The sequence below is a fragment of the Bradyrhizobium sp. USDA 4461 genome (genome assembly GCF_054055655.1).
In genome coordinates this window covers 4,080,745-4,099,351 of sequence record NZ_JBSRXM010000001.1, presented here as the reverse complement: position 1 = coordinate 4,099,351, position 18,607 = coordinate 4,080,745, and the positions used below count along the sequence as shown (strand labels likewise).

General features: G+C 56.9%; 14 protein-coding genes and 2 pseudogenes. 5 read left to right on the top strand and 11 right to left on the bottom strand.

Features of this window, described 5'->3' with window-relative positions; all coding sequences use genetic code 11:
• The first annotated feature begins 21 nt into the window (after nucleotides 1-21).
• Together ACVINW_RS19050 and ACVINW_RS19045 are read left to right on the top strand one after the other, a co-directional pair.
• A complete protein-coding gene (locus tag ACVINW_RS19050; RefSeq protein WP_456756438.1) occupies nucleotides 22-2,163 on the top strand; it encodes an AAA family ATPase in 2,142 nt (713 codons plus the stop codon).
• Complete coding sequence (locus ACVINW_RS19045; RefSeq protein WP_456752715.1) at nucleotides 2,160-2,426, top strand: hypothetical protein; 267 nt, start codon at nucleotides 2,160-2,162, stop codon at nucleotides 2,424-2,426. Before ACVINW_RS19050 ends, ACVINW_RS19045 begins: the two co-directional genes overlap by 4 nt.
• 1,351 nt (nucleotides 2,427-3,777) lie before the next feature.
• Here ACVINW_RS19045 and ACVINW_RS19040 read toward each other — a convergent pair.
• Together ACVINW_RS19040 and ACVINW_RS19035 are read right to left on the bottom strand one after the other, a co-directional pair.
• The gene (locus tag ACVINW_RS19040; RefSeq protein ID WP_456752714.1) at nucleotides 3,778-4,530 is read right to left on the bottom strand and encodes an enoyl-CoA hydratase/isomerase family protein; all 753 of its coding nucleotides are present in this window, start codon (nucleotides 4,528-4,530) and stop codon (nucleotides 3,778-3,780) included.
• 26 nt (nucleotides 4,531-4,556) lie between these two features.
• Entirely contained in the window at nucleotides 4,557-4,898 is a 342-nt protein-coding gene (locus ACVINW_RS19035; RefSeq protein ID WP_456752713.1) for a hypothetical protein, read from the bottom strand.
• 334 nt (nucleotides 4,899-5,232) lie between these two features.
• Between ACVINW_RS19035 and ccrA the strand changes: the two genes are divergently transcribed.
• Nucleotides 5,233-6,465: a crotonyl-CoA carboxylase/reductase gene (gene ccrA, locus ACVINW_RS19030; RefSeq protein ID WP_456752712.1), complete on the top strand. Its 1,233-nt coding sequence runs from the start codon at nucleotides 5,233-5,235 to the stop codon at nucleotides 6,463-6,465.
• A 530-nt stretch (nucleotides 6,466-6,995) separates the two neighbouring features.
• Nucleotides 6,996-7,400, top strand: coding sequence for a helix-turn-helix domain-containing protein (locus ACVINW_RS19025; RefSeq protein WP_456752711.1), 405 nt, complete (start codon nucleotides 6,996-6,998; stop codon nucleotides 7,398-7,400).
• A 25-nt stretch (nucleotides 7,401-7,425) separates the two neighbouring features.
• On the opposite strand, the gene ACVINW_RS19020 is transcribed toward ACVINW_RS19025, so the two are convergent.
• The 3 genes and pseudogenes from ACVINW_RS19020 to ACVINW_RS19010 form a co-directional block, all read right to left on the bottom strand.
• Nucleotides 7,426-8,187, bottom strand: coding sequence for an enoyl-CoA hydratase/isomerase family protein (locus tag ACVINW_RS19020; protein ID WP_456752710.1), 762 nt, complete (start codon nucleotides 8,185-8,187; stop codon nucleotides 7,426-7,428).
• 155 nt (nucleotides 8,188-8,342) lie between these two features.
• Complete coding sequence (locus ACVINW_RS19015) at nucleotides 8,343-9,665, bottom strand: aminotransferase class I/II-fold pyridoxal phosphate-dependent enzyme (RefSeq protein ID WP_456752709.1); 1,323 nt, start codon at nucleotides 9,663-9,665, stop codon at nucleotides 8,343-8,345.
• Nucleotides 9,666-10,324: 659 nt separating this feature from the next.
• A pseudogene (locus ACVINW_RS19010) lies at nucleotides 10,325-10,684 on the bottom strand (IS110 family transposase); the annotation flags it as partial.
• Nucleotides 10,685-10,796: 112 nt separating this feature from the next.
• On the opposite strand from ACVINW_RS19010, the pseudogene ACVINW_RS19005 reads away from it, so the two are divergent.
• Nucleotides 10,797-11,207: pseudogene (locus ACVINW_RS19005) on the top strand (DDE-type integrase/transposase/recombinase); the annotation flags it as partial.
• A gap of 31 nt (nucleotides 11,208-11,238) precedes the next feature.
• Here the strand turns inward: ACVINW_RS19005 and ACVINW_RS19000 are convergent.
• From ACVINW_RS19000 to ACVINW_RS18975, 6 genes are all read right to left on the bottom strand, one after another.
• Nucleotides 11,239-12,834, bottom strand: a complete 1,596-nt coding sequence (locus tag ACVINW_RS19000; RefSeq protein WP_456752708.1) for an MFS transporter — start codon at nucleotides 12,832-12,834, stop codon at nucleotides 11,239-11,241.
• 882 nt (nucleotides 12,835-13,716) lie between these two features.
• Nucleotides 13,717-14,265, bottom strand: coding sequence for a CoA transferase (locus ACVINW_RS18995; protein ID WP_456752707.1), 549 nt, complete (start codon nucleotides 14,263-14,265; stop codon nucleotides 13,717-13,719).
• Between the two features lie 206 nt (nucleotides 14,266-14,471).
• On the bottom strand, nucleotides 14,472-15,689 hold the full coding sequence (locus ACVINW_RS18990) for an ABC transporter ATP-binding protein (RefSeq protein ID WP_456752706.1): 1,218 nt from the start codon (nucleotides 15,687-15,689) through the stop codon (nucleotides 14,472-14,474).
• Entirely contained in the window at nucleotides 15,686-16,498 is an 813-nt protein-coding gene (locus tag ACVINW_RS18985) for an ABC transporter permease (RefSeq protein ID WP_456752705.1), read from the bottom strand. The genes ACVINW_RS18990 and ACVINW_RS18985 overlap by 4 nt, the downstream gene beginning before the upstream one ends.
• Before the next feature lie 8 nt (nucleotides 16,499-16,506).
• Entirely contained in the window at nucleotides 16,507-17,421 is a 915-nt protein-coding gene (locus ACVINW_RS18980; protein ID WP_456752704.1) for an ABC transporter permease, read from the bottom strand.
• Nucleotides 17,406-18,458 (bottom strand): ABC transporter substrate-binding protein, encoded by a 1,053-nt coding sequence (locus ACVINW_RS18975; protein WP_456752703.1) that lies wholly within the window; start codon nucleotides 18,456-18,458, stop codon nucleotides 17,406-17,408. Before ACVINW_RS18975 ends, ACVINW_RS18980 begins: the two co-directional genes overlap by 16 nt.
• Between the last annotated feature and the right edge of the window lie 149 nt (nucleotides 18,459-18,607).

Here is an 18,607-nt window from a genome sequence, read left to right as displayed (position 1 = left end):
GGAGTTTCGCGGCATCCGTGACTGACCCTCGAGTTCAAGGGCCAGAACTTCGCTGCATGCGGACCGAATGGGACTGGCAAGAGCCGCATAGTCGACGCGATCGAGTTCGCTCTGACCGGCAACATCTCTCGCCTGGCCGGCGCCGGCACCGGAGGCCTTTCTGTCAAAGCGCACGGCCCGCACGTCGACAGTCGCAACAAGCCGGAGGCCGCGTCGGTGACAGTCGACGTCACCATCCCCGCGCTCGGCAACAAGAAGGCCCGGATTCGGCGATCCGTGAAATCGGCGAGCGCGCCGGAAATCACACCTGCCGACAAGGATGTCATCGCGGCGTTCGAGAACGTCAATCTCCACCCTGAATTCGTGCTCTCACGCCGCGAGCTAATCCGCTATGTCCTCTCAGAACCGGGCCAGCGAGCGAAAGAGGTTCAGTCGCTTCTGCGTCTCGACGACGTCGAGAAGCTCCGTGCCGTCCTGCAGAAGATCGCCAACGCTTGCACCAAAGAGCTTGCTGGCCTTGAACGAGCAGAGAAGGACGCAGTCACGAATCTCCTGGCAGCACTCGACACTGCCCAGCTCACAAAGAAGTCGGTTCTCGATGCGGTCAATCCGCATCGTGAACTTCTTGGGCTGGCCTCTTTGCCAGAGCTCGACGCCAATACTTCGCTGAAGGATGGACTGACCGCGACCACCCCCAGTGGGCCGGGCCGCGTCCCGAAGACACAAGCCGCTGCCGACCTTGCCACGCTGAGGGAAGCACTCCAGGCGCTTCAGGCCGATGCATTCAAACAGGCCAGCTCGACCGCCGATGCCAATGCGGCCGAACTCGGCAAGGATGCCGACAGCCTCACCGGCCTGTCGCGCGAAGCGCTTCTGAAGTCGGCGCTGGACCTCTACGACGGAACGGCGTGCCCGGTCTGCGACACTCCATTCGAGCCCGATGTCTTCAAGCGTCATCTTGCCGGGAGGCTCGCCCATCTCGACGACGTGAGCAAACGCCGGAGCGCACTCGAAGCGGAGCTGAAGCCGATTCTCGACAGCCTTCATGCCGCCGGTACCACCCTGAACATCATGATCGATTATGCCAGGCTGTTCTCGCCCAGGATCGACGGATCCGCGCTGGCCGAGTTCAGGACCGTTCTACGTGGCCGATACGAGCAACTTCAGAAGCTTTTGCCCCTCGAAGATACACGCGCGGTTCTCGCGGCCGTTCACATCGTCCCAGATCTGGAGCCGACGATGACCGCCCTCGATGCAGCCATCGCCGCGATTCCGGAGCCGACCAGGCAGGATGCCGCGCGCGACTTCCTCGTGCTGGCGCAGGAGCGGCTCGAACATTACCGGACGGCGCGTTTGAAACTTGCGGCCGGCAAGCTTCGCGCCGACCGCGCCACAAGGGTGTCTAGCACCTATGGGACAGTGACAACCGCGGCGCTCGAAAAGATCTACAAGGACGTTGAGGCGGCCTTCGCGAGTTATTACCGGAAAATCAACGAGGACGATGAAAGCACCTTCACGGCAAAGCTCATGCCCTCCATCGGCAAGCTCGGCTTCGACGTAGACTTCTACGGGCGCGGGCATTTCCCCCCGGGGGCCTATCATAGCGAGGGCCATCAGGACGGCATGGGCCTCTGCCTCTACCTTGCGCTCATGAGCCATCTGCTCGGGACGAATTTTACCTTCGCAGTCCTCGATGACGTGTTGATGTCCGTCGACGCCGGCCACCGGCGTCAGGTATGCACGCTCCTGAAAGATGGGTTCCCTAACACCCAGTTCATCTTCACGACCCATGACGAGATCTGGCTGCGGCACATGAAATCGGAAGGCCTCATCAAAGGCCGCAACTTCGCGCACTTCCGAACCTGGACCGTTGATTTCGGTCCGACCGAATGGGACGACCGCGATATCTGGGCCGAACTGGAAAGTTATCTCGCGAAGAACGATGTGCGTGCCGCCGCTGCGCTGCTGCGGCACTACCTTGAGCATTTCGCCAAAGAGGCATGCGATCGCCTGCGCGCCAGCGTGGAATTCCGTGGCGATGCCCAGTTCATGCTCGGCGATCTTCTTCCGAGGGCGACCAGTATGCTCGGCGACTTGCTCAAGAAAGCAAAGTCGCCGCGAACTCCTGGAATCAAAAGGACGTCGTCGAGCGCATCACCGTGATCGAAAACGCGTTCGGCCAAGCCAAGACCAAGACCGGCTATGAGAACTGGCAGATCAACACCGCCGTGCATTTCAATGAATGGGCCGACCTGAGGAACCAGGACTTTGCTCCGGTTGTGGATGCATTCCGGACCTTTACCGGCGCATTTGCCTGCGACACGTGCAACGAGATCTTATTCGTTGTTCCCGACAGAGGGAAAAAGGAAGCGCTACGATGCGGATGCGGAGCGTTCAACTTCAATCTCCTGCAAAAAGGTGGCTAGGCGGAGTTGCAGAACCTGCAATCCTCCCCGCCCGCAATGTTCCCATTCATCTCGAGTCGGGTGCAACTAGTCCAGATGCCGCCTGAGGTCGGCTATCGCTGCTCCCAGGAGAACGGCCGAAGTCTCGATATCCAGCTCGACTATCTCTGCCTCGGCATGACGAAGAAGGCGAATCAGGGTCACCAGCTGCTTCTGCCTGTTCCCCTCACCAGACTGGCTGGCACATGACGCCGACGATCGCCTTCCGTAAGGTGCGATAAGCCGGGAAAACTGCCAATTTGCTGCACGGGAAAGCGCTCTTATGAAAGAGCTCTCGACCAGCCTGTAGTTCCACCCGCGCCATGTACCTGACATATTTTATCAAGCTATACTCGACGTAAAGACAGCTCAGAGTCTCAATCCGGTCCTGACCGCAGGATACAAAAAAAGGGAGAGAGAATCGACTATCTATGCTTGTAGGAAAAGCTGCTGCGCACCTTTCGCCGACTTTCGGTCGATAACGGAATGTCGAGCTCAATTTCGCTGCGCACCTCTACAATTGCCTCCCGGCAGCGGCCGTTGTGCCACAGTGCGTATCTGAGCGCTTGGGAACGGTCCACGAAGAGACCTCCAAAAAGGCCATTTCGTTCGCGGGCAACCCAGTTGCCACGATGATTCCTGCCGACCAAGACGATTGTCGTGGCTGACGAGCTATCTAACCGTTTCGCTATGGGATTCACCCTCATGCCTCGCCCATCTCGCATCAGGAATACCCCGTCAAGCAAGGCGGCGCCCCTACCGCTTCAGGTGAGAACCGGCTGGCCTCCTTGCCTCAGCCCGTCGTCCGCCTGGAGAACCCTGAAGGAGGCTCCGCGATTAGCGGCATTCCTCTCCCGCCACGGGCTTCGTTAATCAACGAAGTCGGGCGTGGCGTTTATAGTTGTTGGGTCTCGAGTGGGAGTCTGCGATCTGTAGCCGTGTGCGCCTTCAACACGGGGCAGTTGACAAAGCAGGCCAGGAACAGTCTTCCGCCTCTCCTTTGACAGGCTCTCTCGATGTGGCTTCCAGGGCTTGCGTGTCCAGCTCAGTTCCGCAGCCTATGGGACTCTCGCGTCATCGATTGCCGGGAGGCAAGCAACCAGGCCGAGGCATATTCATTCAAGCCGCTGCCGTTTGCAGCCAGAGTAAGTCGAGCCCCTGAAATCCACGCGCCAGCGTTCGTCGAAAACAATTGACCTGACCCGAGCGGCATTCCCTCATGATCGTCGTCACCGACGTTCGCGGCCCAGAGGTAACGAACGCAAATGTATCGCGGAGCCAGACGGATTAATGTCATCCACGATCATGCTTGCGCCATGGCAAGCCTGTCTGACTATTGTCGCACAACCCGAGCAAAATGCGCCTGGGCAGAGCTGCTACGGAAGCCGTCCAGAATGATATCTTTTGCCATCGGCTTCAGCCGTTCGAGCCCGGCAATGAAAGAACGGTTCACAGACTGTTTCGTTGGCAGGTAGGCGGCTTGCGGATATTCCCCGAGCACGCCTGCTCTCCAGATTGCTCTCTCGACAACGTCCCGCCCCTCGGCAATCTCATTGAAGAACCTGTGCTCTACGCCCCAGTCGGGTGGCACAACTTCACAGCCGAAAACAATATCTGACATCGCGGAGCGCCCGAAGGATTTCCGAAGCATGTAGGCCCCGATGGGACAGGCCAGTCCCTGCTTGAGCTCCCAGCCAAGCGCCTTCGTCGTCGGCGTTCCCACACGCCAGTCGCAACAGAGTGCGATCTGGAGCCCGGCGCCTATGGCATAACCGTCAATTCCTGCGACGACAGGCTTGGTTACGCTGAGGATGGCAATGTAAAGTCCGACCGTCCGATCGATCAGCTCTTCGACGCCGGCGGGAGTTTTGATTTCTCGTGCTTCATGCAAGTCATCACCGACACCGAAGGAGCGATTCACTCCGCCGGTAAGGACGATTGCCCTGACAGACGATTCGGATTGCGCCCATCGACATGTCTCAACAATACCTTGCTCGAGTTCGCGATTGAGCGGATTCAGGGGTTTCTCGCGGTTGAACTGCACCAAAAGAACGGCTCCTGCCGCGTGAACATTGAGCGCTGTCATGCGAATCTCCTCTGTTTGTGCAAGCATCACCACTGCGGACCGAGGGCGATGACAGCAGGAGGCATGTCACCCGCCAAATTCTTGCTTCGATCAGCCCGCCTCGTGCCTGAGCCGCTCATCTTTACCTCAGCATTATCAGTTTTGCTGTTTAATCCAATATTGATTCTTACAATAGGTGTTTTGCTTGTTTTAAAATTCTCTGATTTGGAGTATGGTGCTCCTGTCAACACGACCAACTGCCAGAGCATGCGGTCCTGGCGATCCGGAACGGAGATGTTCGAACAGAGATTGAAAGTCGCGCCGCAAGCACGAAGAGTAACCTGCAGAAAGTGACCGAGCCTCATTGCGACCACCCCAATCGCATGCAACACGAACTCCCGATGCGGTGGGAGTTCACCGGCCGATCGATATCAGCTGCGCCAGCGGCCTTGCGGCGGACGGCGTCCGCCCGGCGTGCCGCGGCCCTGGTTCGCTGCCAGAACTCGGCCGGCTTGCGGAGATTCCTGCGGCCGCTCAAAGCGCCGCAACAGCAGCCTGCAGGCAAGCATCGCCCCAACATCGCAGGCATCATGAGGCGCCGCTCAAGGGACGAGGGCTGCTGGCCGGTTTCCCGTGTCTGGCGCCTTTTCAACGAGGTGAATGATGAGCATAACGGATCAACCCAGCGGACAGGACACGTCGACCGGGAAGAGTGTCCGGCCGATGAAGAATCTCTATGAGATTGGCGAAATTCCGCCATTGGGCCATGCACCGAAGCGGATGTTTGCGTGGGTCATACGCCGGGAGCGGCATGGTGATCCGGAGAATGCGATGAAGGTGGAGGTGGTTGAGACGCCCACCGTCGGACCTGACGATGCCCTCGTGATGATCATGGCGGCAGGGGTCGGCTACAATGGCATCTGGGCCTCTCTCGGGCAGCCTGTTTCACCCCTGGATATTCATCGACACTCCCATCATGTCGCGGGATCGGATGCCGCCGGCATTGTCTGGTCAGTTGGAGAGCGGGTAAAGAGATGGAAGGTGGGTGACGAGGTTGTTGTCCATTGTCATCAGGACGATGGCGACGATATCGAGTGCTGCGGCGGGGATCCCATGTTGTCGCCTTCCCAGAGGATTTGGGGCTATGAAACTCCGGAGGGAGCTTTTGCACAATTCGCGCGCGTTCAGTCCCGTCAGCTGTTGGCAAGGCCGAGGCACCTCAGCTGGGAGGAAAGCGCGTGCTATACGGGCACGGTAGGAACTGCATACAGGATGTTGTTTGGCCATCCCCCACATGCCGTTCGACCGGGTCAGAACGTGCTGGTGTGGGGCGCAGCTGGTGGATTAGGCTCGATGGCGGTCCAGCTCGTAACTCTGGCGGGCGCAAATGCAATAGGTATTGTGTCTGACGACTCAAAACGGCCCCATGTGATGTCGTTGGGTGCAAAAGGCGTGATCAACCGAACAAAGTTCGACTGTTGGAGCCGGCTTCCCGAGAGCGATAACGCCGCCACGTACGGGGAATACATGAAGGAGGTGCGCCGATTTGGCAGAAGCGTCCGCGATATTACGGGAGGGGCCACCGATATCGATATCGTCTTCGAACATCCCGGAGAGACAACATTTCCCGTGAGCTGTTACGTCGTGAAACGGGGTGGAATGGTTGTATTCTGCGGTGGGACCTCGGGTTACCATCTGACTATGGACGCCCGCTTCGTGTGGATGAGACAAAAGAGGGTTCAGGGCAGCCATTTCGCCAATCCGTATCAACTGTGGGAGGCAAACCGGCTTGTTCATGAGCGGCGTATCGATCCATGCCTTTCCGAAGTCTTCAACTGGGAAGAAATCCCGCGAGCACACATGAAAATGTCAAGGAACGAGCACCAACCCGGAAACATGGCCGTTCTCGTCCAGGCAAATGCTCGACACACCAGCTCTCAATTTCCAGGGGCCTGACTGAAGCTCAGCGCCCGGTCGAAGACTACTCATGCTGCCAGACGGTCGTCATTCGCAGAAGCCGAACAGCTTCCAGGGGAATGCGCTGCCGGGACAAAACAGTCGACATTTCCTTGCGCGGCACTCTTGAAGAATCAAGCGAGGCCGCAACCTGGTCCGGCGCCTCTTCGCCAGCTCGAATCGCCAGACAGAGCGTTGATCGTCATCAATTCGCGGATTGCCCAGCGATCCCGGCGGTGAGCCTTTCTATCCGGGCGGTACTCTCACTAACGCGCGTCTATTAGGTCCCATCCGCGCTTTCGGTCTCCTGAAACTTAGACAGGGACGCATGATCGGGCTGGCCTGTGCGTCCAGTAACTCCGATCCCAGCGCGCCGACCGGAGTTACTCAACCGCGCGGACGCTTGTTGAGGTTTAACGTTCGTCAAGCCTCATTCGCATCCCTCGGCGGAGCCGGTTGAACGAACCAACTGAGAATGCTATGGATTTCTCTCTATCGGAATGAAAAACGCCTGTGGCCGGACCTGATCGGTGACATACAACGACCTTGACGCGAGAATCGGCGAACGTATTCGAGCCCAGCGAAAGCTGGTCGGCCTCAGTCAGAAAGAGCTCGCCAGCCGATTGGACATAGTGTTTCAGCAACTGCAGAAGCATGAAAATGGCACAAGCAGGGTGCCGGCCAGTCGGCTTTACGAAATCGCTCAAGCACTGAACACACCAGTCACATATTTCTATGAAGTTGCTGACAGCGTCGCATCACGGCGGCGTGCGCCGCTTGCGGATGTTTCCGCGATCGTCGGCGCACAAAGGGGCAAGCTGGCAAGACAGGTTCTGGAGCTTGTGACGGATTTCATGAAGATCAAGGATGAGCGTGCCCGCACGGACATTGTTTCGTTAGTGGCCAGACTTTCGAACTCGAACACTCGGCGCTAGAGCTGCCGTCAGGCAGCTTGCGAGTTCAACTCGGGCTGCTGCCCAGCACGTTTCTAAAGTGCTGTTGTGCGGAACTGCTCGCAACACCAGCAACATGCGCCTGTTTTGCCTCAAGCGCGACGCTGCGCAAACCGGCAAGCAAGCCTTGATTGATCGATTCCTTCGTTCGGCGAAAAGTGATTTCAGGAAACTCACCAAGAATCCGCGCGCGCGCAACGGCCGTCTCCACAAGGTCTCCTGAATCCACGACCTCGTGAAGCAACTTGTGATTCAGTGCCCAGGTAACCGGAACGGCCTCGCACCCGTAGACGATGCTGGACATCGCGGCCCGACCGACGAAAGTCTCCAGCATATATCCACCGACAATACAAGCAATGCCGTGCTTCAGTTCCCACATAATCAGCTTCGTTCCTGGCGCTCCGACGCGCCAGTCGCAGCATAGCGAGACCTGAAAGCCGAGCCCTATGGCATAGCCACCGACCGCGGCAACTGTTGGTTTCTTAATGCTGAGTATCGTCGAATAAAAGTCAATCAGCCGGTCAATATACGCCTCCACTGCCGAACTTCCAGAAAGTTGGGCCACCTCCTTGAAATCGCCGCCAGCGCAAAAGGATTTCTCATTCCCTCCCGTCAATACCAGAGCCCCAACCTCCGGATTGTCATTTGTCTCGCGGCAAATCGATCGGACTGCAGTCTCAAGTTCCTGACTCATAGGATTGTGGCGGCTGGCGTGATTGAAACGCGCAACCAGAACCGCACCTCGTGACTCGGTTTCCAATATAGCCATGATCTCTCCGATTCATCACGTCCATCACAAGCCGCAGCTCGGGCAATCGAGCGCGATCATTATGAGAATATGTCAACCAACAAACCAACCACAATGAGATTTCACCTTGTCAGGGGCAACAACCTGACGCTCTGCCTTCACTTCATGGCCCGCTTTCAGCAGAAAGAACCTCTATCATGCCGGCTAGCTCCTTCATTAGCTTCTGTACGAGCGCAACGCATTCCTGCAATATTGACGGCTCTTTCTTTGATGCAGTCGCACAGCCGCTCTATGTCACTGATCTCATGATCCGCGGTAATACATATTCGAATGCCTGCCCTTCTTCGGGGAACAGTCGGAAAGAACGTGACCGACGTATAAAAGCCAGCATCTAGCAGCTCCCTTGCGATTGCAATTGCCGTGGCTTCCGGTCCAATGGAAATCATCCTGATTGGAAGCGAATTACCTCGCTCGGCCGTTACAACACGACGATCGAACAATTCGATGCGTTGTGCCAGCCGCCTTCGACGCTCGCCAAGTTCTTTTGTCCGGTGAATCTTAGAGGAGCCGAGCGCTGCTCCGACTGCCGCGAGATTGGGTCCCACCGAAAAGGCATACGGAATGGAGTAGCGTCGGAACAGCGCCTCATGTTCGGCTGTTCCGAGCATCAACATGCCGCCGGATGCGCCGAACCCCTTTGCCAGTGAGGCCGCAATAATGGTGCGGTCTCCAAGTACTTGGGGAAACTGGGATCGAGCAAATCCTTCTCCGTGGCGGCCGAATAACGATATGCCGTGAGCATCGTCGATATAAAGAAAGAGCCCGTAGCGCTCCTGAAGTTGCCGCAGTTCGCTGATCGGCGAATTTCCTCCCATAGAGTACACGCCATCACACACATAGGCCACCAGCGGTTCCTTGCGGCAAACACGCTCGAGAGAGTCCATATCATTGTGGTCTATGGTTTCCACTCTCGTTTCATCAGCTATCACAGGCTTATGATACGCGAGGGAGACGTGCGCCGTGCGATCGAACACGACGAGCGGCTTCCTCCCGTTCGTCAAGTGACCCGACGCAAGTATTGGCATCGCACCCAGATTGGCGAGCATAACAGTAGAAAACGTGAGCACGTGCGCGCAAAACATTTCTGATAGAGTTGCCTCGAGCTCTGCCACAAGATCGAAATTCAGTCGCGTTCGAGCGCACGACCAGTGCAATGAGTGATGTGCCTGAATCGCTTCAATCGCGCCGGCAACGATTACCGGATGATTGTCGAGGCCCAAGTAGGAGCATCGCACGAAGTCAATCGAACGCGCTCGCTCATCCAATGGACCGACACCCAAAGAAAATGCGCGCCCCGTAGTCGAACGTCCCATAATGCTCATGACACCGGCCGCGTGGGCTGCATCGAAATACGGCCTGCTCTCATTGATCACATAGGCAGTGTTTCGAAATTGTCTGATCGGGCGACTACCATCAGAGGGGACGATACCGGCTTGCATTTGATTCTCCATTCTGATGCGCTAGGACGAATATCGCCCGCTCAAATAAGTTCGCTTTGTGGCGTGCATTATCACGCCGGCAAACTGGAGTTGCTGCACTGTTAGCGCGGGCGACAATGCCGCCGTCATTCAAATGAACATAATCACGATCTATGCGGTTGAGCAGCTACCAAAGCAGACAGGCGCCAAGTTCCCTTAGAATGCTCTGCTTCATCGTTACCAGCCTTTGTTCCGCACTGTTTGACCGTTCCACCTCGATTACGGCTGCGCCTCGTTGAGCTCAGCCTTTTGCTAGATGATGTTCAGCAAACGAGCGCTCGCTTTCGATCGAATGCGAGACTACGATCAGTACGAAAGATCAAACGCTATCAAAAGCAATTCACACTTGTGACTGGCCGGCGTGCTGTACATGCTCATATCCTCGGTCTTCTGCTGCGGCGGCGGAAGATTCGGAGGCCCTTCGTGCCGCAGCTGCACCGCACGTCGTTGCCGAGTGTGATCCCACTTCTGTGCAACCTACTCACTCTGTGACAATCGGCACATTGCACCATGTCAAGGATGACTTCGGTCCTGACCGCGTCGGCCCTGACGGCGCGCGCAACGCCGGTCCGATCTCACACGCCCTTTGACATCGGAGGCGGGTGCTGTGTAACAGCCCTTACCTCCGTCAGCTCGCCGGCGCGCAGCAGCCGGGCGAGAGAAACAGCGTCCCGGCGGTCCGTCTTCACGCGATCGCCCGGCTTCCTCGGGATCAGCGACGGCGCAGCCACACTGCATTCATGGCCGAGCGACCGGATCAGGCGATAAAGGCCATAGCCAGTCGGACCGGCCTCGTAACAGAAATGCACACCAGCAAACCGGCTGGCGATCCGTTCAACGACCCGGCGTATGCCGGTCGCCGACGCGTCGACCTAACCGAAGAAGCGAACCTCTCCTTCCCGGCCTGTTTCCGCGATCGCGATGGCGTTTTTCAGCTTCGCGACGTCGATTCCGACAAATGCTTCCCTGCAATCTGCCACGGCTCGCCCTCCTGTGATGAGGATCGGCTCGGTACGCCCGAGTAACGCTCGGACGCGCAGTGTAGGGCGAGCCACCTCGCTGGAAGAGGCGGACATACGGCCTTACGCTCTACTGGCGGCCATCATGGATCTCTTCAGCCGCAAGATCGTCGATCGTCGGATGGGCGATTAGAGATCACATGCAGGTCGAGCTTGTCTCGTTCGCTCAGACCATGGCGATCCGCGAGCAACGGCCGGAGGCCGGATTGATCCATCACTCCGACCGCGGCGTGCAGTGCGCCTCACACGACTACGTGCGCTCCTGTCGGCCGCCCGCATCACCGCATCAGTGAGCCGCAAAGCGGATTGCTACGACAATGCCCCGATGGAGAGCTTCTTCCATACCCTGAAGTGCGAGCTCGTATACAGGACACGAGCAGAGGCCCAGCGCGATATCTTCGCCCTCATCGAGGGCTTCTACAATCGAACCCGACATCATTCCGCTATCGGATATATCGCCCCAATCAAGATGGAGCTAGAAGCAGCTCAACCCTGTCCACTTTTTAGGGGGAAGGTCAACCAAACGGCCGCTCAAGCATGCGACGGACACGGACGGGGCTAGGACCGCGATGTAAGGCTATCAGCCGCCCTTCCATCTCGCGCTCGGACTGCGTCGTGCGACCGCGATAACGCAAGTATTCGAGCCACGTAGGGCAATGATAGCGTTCTATCCACAATTCGGGATCGGCAATGTCGCGCGCGATTGACCAGCCGAAGCCCCCATTGCGCTGACGTGACAGCTGCACCTCATGTATCAAGTTTTGAAATGTTCGCGCGTTCTCCTGCGCGACCCGATATTCGATCTCGACTACGAGCGGCCCACTTCGTCCCGTTAGTGCGAGCCGCACCTCAGGATCCGCGAGCTTCTCGGCCTCATTAGCGGGCGCGTTGATGCGAGGCATGCGCAGCCAGAGCCCAATGAGTGGAGAGGTCAGCATCAGTGCCGCGGAAACCAGGAGCGCTGTTTCGACGCCGGCGGCATCGGTAAGATGGCCCCACCCCCAACTACCAACCGCAACACCGCCTGATCCCGCCGCTTGGTAAGCTGCGAGCGAGCGCCCCGCGACCCAGCGCGGCGCCGATAGTTGCACGCCGATATTGAATAGCGTCGCTGCCATGATCCATACTGCGCCTGCCAAAATCAGGGCCGCCGCCGTTAACATCGGGTTACGACTTACTGCAACGGCGGCGATTGCTCCGCCCATGTATAGTGCACAGCCGCGGATCGCGGCCTCGCCAGTCATCCGCTTGCGCGCCTCGGCTATCTTTAACGCCCCGATCACTGCGCCCAGACCAAAGCACGCGAGCATCAGACCATAGGTCTTCGCTCCACCATGCAGTAGATCGCGCACCACGAGAGGCATCAACGCGATTATGGAGCCGCCGAACACGCCGGTTATCATGGCGCGGGTCAAAACGATCTTGATGGGTGGCGAATTCCGGATGTACCGCGCACCAGACACTATGGCTCGACCGAATTTTTCAGGTGGCAGACGAGAAGGCTCACGGGGGCGCTTCCACAGACACAGCGCACCTATCAGGGGAACATAGAGTAACGTGTTCAGCGCGAACGCCGACGCTGGACCGGCGCTCGCTACCACGATGCCGCCGATAGCGGGACCCACGCTCCGAGCAATGTTGTAGCTGACACTATTCAGCGCGACCGCTGCCGGTAGTATGTCCGTCGGCACTTGTTCGCTGACTAACGATTGCCAAGCCGGTCCCATCAGCGCCATACCGCTTCCCACGACAAAACAAAGCAGGAGTAAGAAGTTTGGCGTGGCCAGATTGAGCCACGCGAGCGTCGTCAGCGCGGCAGCACCAGCCAGAGCGATCAAAAGAGCGACTAGCGCGACCACGCGGCGATCGTGCATGTCGGCGAAGGCACCCGCCGGAATCGCGATCAGCATGACCGGCAACGTCAGAGCTGTCTGGACCAGCGCGATTTTGTCAGCCGATGACGTCATCTGCGTCATCGCCCACGCCGCGCCAACGGCCTGAATCAGAATCCCGAGGTTCGAGAGTAAACTCGCAAGCCAGATACGTCTGAACGTACGATGCTGCAAGGGGGCGGTAATGCCGTCCGCGTTCAGGATTTGCGGCTCAGTCATAGTGGCTCATGGTTGTAGCGCGCATCAAATACCTTACCTAGTAGCGGGAGGCAGCAACCTGGGCATGAGCTGATCAGTTGGAGCCCGGGGATAAGAGCCCTTATGATGCTGATTGTAAGGATCAGGCACGATTCTCGTTCACGTTTGGAAGCCGGCCCGTCGCTCAGCATTCTGCGGTGTACGTCACCCGATTGACGAAAGCGACAAGTGCAAATCTGAACATGATCCAAGCTCATTGCCGGCTCAACTCATCTCCATATCCCATCCACAAATGTGGGCACCTCTCACCAGGGTCTACTCCCCGATCTAGGAGGGGCACAGCTAGGGAAAAGCCATCAATAGAATCCCCTTCTAAGCGGCGTGTTCGGCAGCTTGACTTTCTGCTGGCGCATGGATGCCTGAATCGCGATAAGAACGTGAACGAAATGTGCACCCGAGTTCATTAGTTGATCCAATTGCTGTGGACTGAGCTGGGCTGGAAAAGCACGTCGTATGTATGGGACCCACGTGGCGGTACGTGATACGGCTGGGCCGATGCTGTCGCCGAGAACCTTGGCGCCCAGGTCACCTGCAATATACCGTCGACTGTCGTATAGATCCGACGCGCCACGTTGTGAGGGCGGGCAGCAGCCTCTAGCGGATCAAGTACGGTGGCGAAGCACGCGTCCGTGCCGTCAAGTAGTATGCACCACATCCAAGCCAACACGCTTGAGGAATTCGGCGTAGAACTAAGGTTCGTCCGGGACGACGTTGATCCACGTGCCATCGGAACAGCGTTAGCATCGGGGAAAGTGCCTGGCGTCAGCGCCCGGCTTGCCAACCTCCAAGGCCCCACGCGCATTGCAATGAGAGAGTACGAGATTGAACAGGTGCGCGGAACCATCAAGTTTGCTTCCACGACTTGGTCGCATCTATTCCGACGTGTGCGCAAAACGCCAGCAAGGACTCCGATCGCCGAGTAAAGCGCGCCACGGCGACGTCGCCTAATATCGTCTGGGTTGGCGCCGGTCGCTGGCCGGGCGGAGCGGAAAGCCACAGCGCCCATGATAGGGCAACATAATCACACTCGTGTCCGGCAGCACGTGTCAAGGGTCCGCATTGTCCCCAGCCGGTTATGCGGCCGTATGCAGGTGAGGGATGGCATGTAAGGCAAACGTCCGGCCCCAATCCAAGCCGCTCCATGACACCGGGTCGTATGCCTTCGATGAGCGCAACAGCGCGCTCGATAAGCTCCAACACCGTGTCGACCGCTCCCGGCTTTTTGAGATCCTGGATGATCGACTGCTTACCTCGGTTAAATATCTCCGATGGTCTGGGATGACCGGCATCGAAAGCCGGACGTTCTACCACAATCACTTCGGCACCCAGGGCGGCTAGCAGCGTGCCACAGAACGGTCCGGGCTCTAACGACGCAATTTCAAGAACCTTCATTCCTTCTAGGACGCCCATAATCCACGCTTTCTGTTTTCAGGCCTCATAGCGTCATCACGACGCGCATTCTCGATCACGCTTAGCGACTCAGCGCCTCCGAACGACGGTACGGATGGTAGGTGCGCTGCCTGGGTTCCGCGCCCGAAATGCCGGACCTGCATCGACGGACATCCCTGCCCGCCATTCTGAGTGCCGTCTACAGGCGATTACTTCTCCAGCACTACTAGATCGGACGAAGACCAACACAGCCGCACTCGCGCCCCAACCGCAAGTCTCGAGCGGATCTGCTCTGAAATCATCTTGGCCGTTATGCTCAGGCCGTTCTCCGTCTTGACCGTCACGCGGGTTATACTGCCGGTAAACGAACAACTTTCAACTTCGCCGTTCAGTACATTGCTATCATCGGCCACCGGGCCATCTATACCCGTGATCCGCACTTTCTCAGGTCTCAACATAATCAATAATTCTGCCCCTTCGATGCCGGCGGCACCAGGAACGGCAACCGAGTAGCTTTCAGCGATTTGGACGCGGCCACTGGTGGTCATTCGACCACGGATCAAATTCGATTCGCCGATAAATTCAGCCACAAACCGATTAAAGGGATGAAAGTACAATTCTTCAGGAGTCCCAAGCTGGGCAACTCCCCCCATATTCATAAGGCAGATGCGATCTGACATGTTCATCGCTTCTTCCTGATCATGGGTCACGTAGATGAAGGTCGTTCCCAAGTCTTTGTGCAGCCGCTTGATCTCACCCTGCATCTGCTCGCGTAAGTTCTTGTCGAGAGCTCCAAGTGGCTCGTCCATCATAATGATGGCCGGCGAATAGACGATACAACGCGCAATTCCGACTCGCTGTTGTTGACCGCCAGACAACTGACGCGGTTTACGGTCTTCGAAGCCACGCAATCCAACACGCTCAAGCGCTTCCGTCACCTTGGCGCGGATTGTCTTTGCGGGTTGGCGTCGCACACGCAGTGGATAGGCCACATTCTCGAACACAGTCATATGGGGCATGAGGGCATAATTCTGGAATACCATTCCAATCCCCCTTTCGCGCGGAGGCTTCCGGGTAATGTCTCGCTCATCCAGCAGAATGACGCCCGCTGTTGGTGTGGTCGCGCCTGCGATTAGGTTGAGGAGAGTAGTCTTGCCGGATCCGGATGGACCAAGAAGTGTCAGGAACTCTCCTTTCTTCACTGTCAAATCAGTCGGATGCAGCGCCATCACCGGACCGTAGGCCTTAGAGATGCCCTTGAGGGCAATTGCAGGTGCGATGGGAGTCGGAGGGATCTGAGGCCCACTTAGAACCCGCGTCCGATCATCTACCCAAATCTCTTTCACGGTTTCCTCTTTCACAATGGGAAGCAACACTGAGAACTGTTCCTTATCTGTGACGGTTCGGATTTCAAGCGGCCCGCTCAACTCTCGGTCGGAGCCCACTTCTTGAATGCAATCGCGACAATGCAGACAAGCAGCGAAATCGCTGTCAACAAGGTGGACACCGCCGCGATCACCGGCGAAACCTCATATTCGAGGGCGCTGTACATTTTGACTGGCAAGGTGACCGAGCTGGTGCCAGCCAAGAACCACGATATGATAACTTCATCGAACGAAAGGAGAAAAGCAAAGAACGCAGCACTCACCAGGGAGGGAACGAGTTGTGGTAGGACGACTGTAACGAACACTCGGATCGGCCGGGCTCCCATCAATTCGGCGCCAAATTCGAGATTGCGGTCTAGTTTTTGTACGCCCGCTACGATCATGAGGACAACAAAAGGTAACGTCACCATAAGATGCCCGAGCACAAGACCCAGCGTTGTCCCCTCGAGGCGAATGTAAGAGAAATAGAGATATAGACCAAGGCCCGTAACAATTGTCGGAACGACGAGGGGGCTCATGATTATGCCTGTAACGAGCCGTTTCCCGATAAATTCGTGGCGCGCGATCCAGTAGCCAGCGGGAACACCGGCAAACATCGCCACGGCCGTACACGCTAGCGCGACCTCAATGCTTTCGAACAGCGGTCCCTGCCAACTGGGGGAGCTGAAGAAGATTCGAAAGAGATCGAACGAGTAACTCGGCGGCGGAAAGGCTAGCGTATTTGTCGGACCGAAGGCCATCGGGACCGCCACCACCACTGGAGCCAAGAGAAACACATAGATAGCCGCGGCGAACGCGGCCCCAACTGTATGGTAGCGGCGCGAATGTGGGTCGCGAATGATATCTGACATGACGAACCCTAGACCTTATTCCGCCGCCAAAGCGAGACGGGAGCGGCGAAGATGAAAACGAAACCGAGCAGCATCACGCTGATGGCTGACGCTTTGGGCCAGTCCAGGACTTCTCGATTATAGAAATCCACGAGATTAGACATCATTTGATCTTGCGGGCCCCCAAGTAGCGCTGGGACCACGAAAGCACCCAGCGACATCACGAAGATGCTCAACACGCCGGCGAATACACCGGGGAGACTCATAGGAACTGTGACTGTCCAGAAAATGCGGGCAGGCTTGGCTCCCATAATGGCGGCGGCACGGTAGATGGCATCATCGATCGCGAGCAGGCTGGCGAGAACAGGCAACACGACAAGTGGAATGAGAGAATTGGTCATGCCAACGAGGAGACCCACACGATTGAGCACGAGCGGAAGCTGAATCTTCGTGTCGAAAATCGAAGTCAGAATAGTGTTGATGATCCCGTCGCGACCTAAGATGATCGTAAACGCGAAGCATTTAACCAGAATACTCGTCCAAAAAGGAAGGAGCACGAGCACCATCAAAATGGTTCTGCGCCGGGCATTCTGACGGGCAAGATGCAAAGCGACGACAAACCCCAAGAGCAAGCTGAGAAAAGAGGCAGATGCGGCGATAACGAGGGTTACGCCGAGTGTTCGAGTAAATAAACGGCTGCTTAGAACGTCACGGTAGGCCTCCATGGACATTGCCGGTCCGTGGATGCTGGTGAAGACGACGTACAAGATTGGTGGCAGGACGATTGCAGTAGCTATCAATGTCGCCGGCGACATAAAAATAGCTTGCGTACGAACAGTACTAATCTGACCCATGAGTAACTCTGAATGGTCAACCTGAATACAACGATAGTACGGACCGCGCAGACCCGCACCCGCGACAAAAACAATCAGCTCAAGACCCACTCCTTGAATCGACGCGACAACTCGCTGAAGTTGCTTACCCAATAGCCATTATTAATGCGAATATGGTTAGGGTTATCCAGATCTGGCTGCCATTTGCGAGTCTCCGCCGACAACAGCGCCAAAGCTTTTTTGGACACTGGAATGCCGGCAATCTGATTTTCGAAGCGCGCCTGAACCTCCGGGCGCAGGAAGTAGGCGAGAAGTTTCATCGCGCCCTCCTTGTTCGGAGCCCCCTTGAGCACTGCGAGGCTTTCCGTGTCCAGCAGATTCTGCTCAAACGACAGAGCCAAGGGTACCCCGCCCCCCGGCTCGTTAGTGGCTTTCACGCGATTGGCGTAAGTGTAGCTGAAGTCGACCTCGCCAGTCTGCACCAAGGAGATCGATTGAGTGACTGCGTTGATCCACGAAGCAATGCTCGGCTTGATCCGATCGAGCGCCTTAAAGGCACGGTCGACATCTAGCGGATACAAATCCATTGGTGCAACACCGTCAGCGACGAGCGCCATCTCCATCGTCTCGTTAGGCTGATTACGAAGGGCCCGCCGGCCTGGAAATCTCTTCAAGTCGAAATAGTCTGCAAAACTGGAGGGATGTTTTCCAAGGCCGTATTTTGTTGGGTTCCATGCAATGCCGGCTACAAATACACTAAATGCAACGTGATCGGTTGCTGGTTGGATCGCGATATCCTCGACGTCAAATATCGAAGGATCCAACTTCTCCCAAAATCCATTCTTCGACCCAAACTCGATCTTTGAACCGGAGACATCATAAATGTCCCATTCAACGTTGCCGGTAAGCAGCTGCGCCTTAACTCTTGCGAGGTCCGGGATAGGCACAACGTTGACGTTGATCCCGGTCTCTTCGGTAAACGGATTTAGCACGGTTCTTACCAAGGTTTCTTGGTAGGTCCCGCCATACCCAGTGAATGTCACTGGATCAAACTTGGCTGCGGCACGGGTCACTCTGAGCACCGTCGGCGCCGCGACAAGGCTAGTGCCTCCGAAAAGGATAAAGCGACGTGAGACTTTTTTCCTCATGGACGTTTTCCTTCCTACGATCGCGATCGGCGAATTTTTATTTTTGAACTCAAGGGGTCTGGCTGCTGAGCCAGCCCATGCGAGATCCGCGAATTGATCAATACTGGACTGTATACAGATAAGTACGCAAGCAAAATTTTTACCGGCGC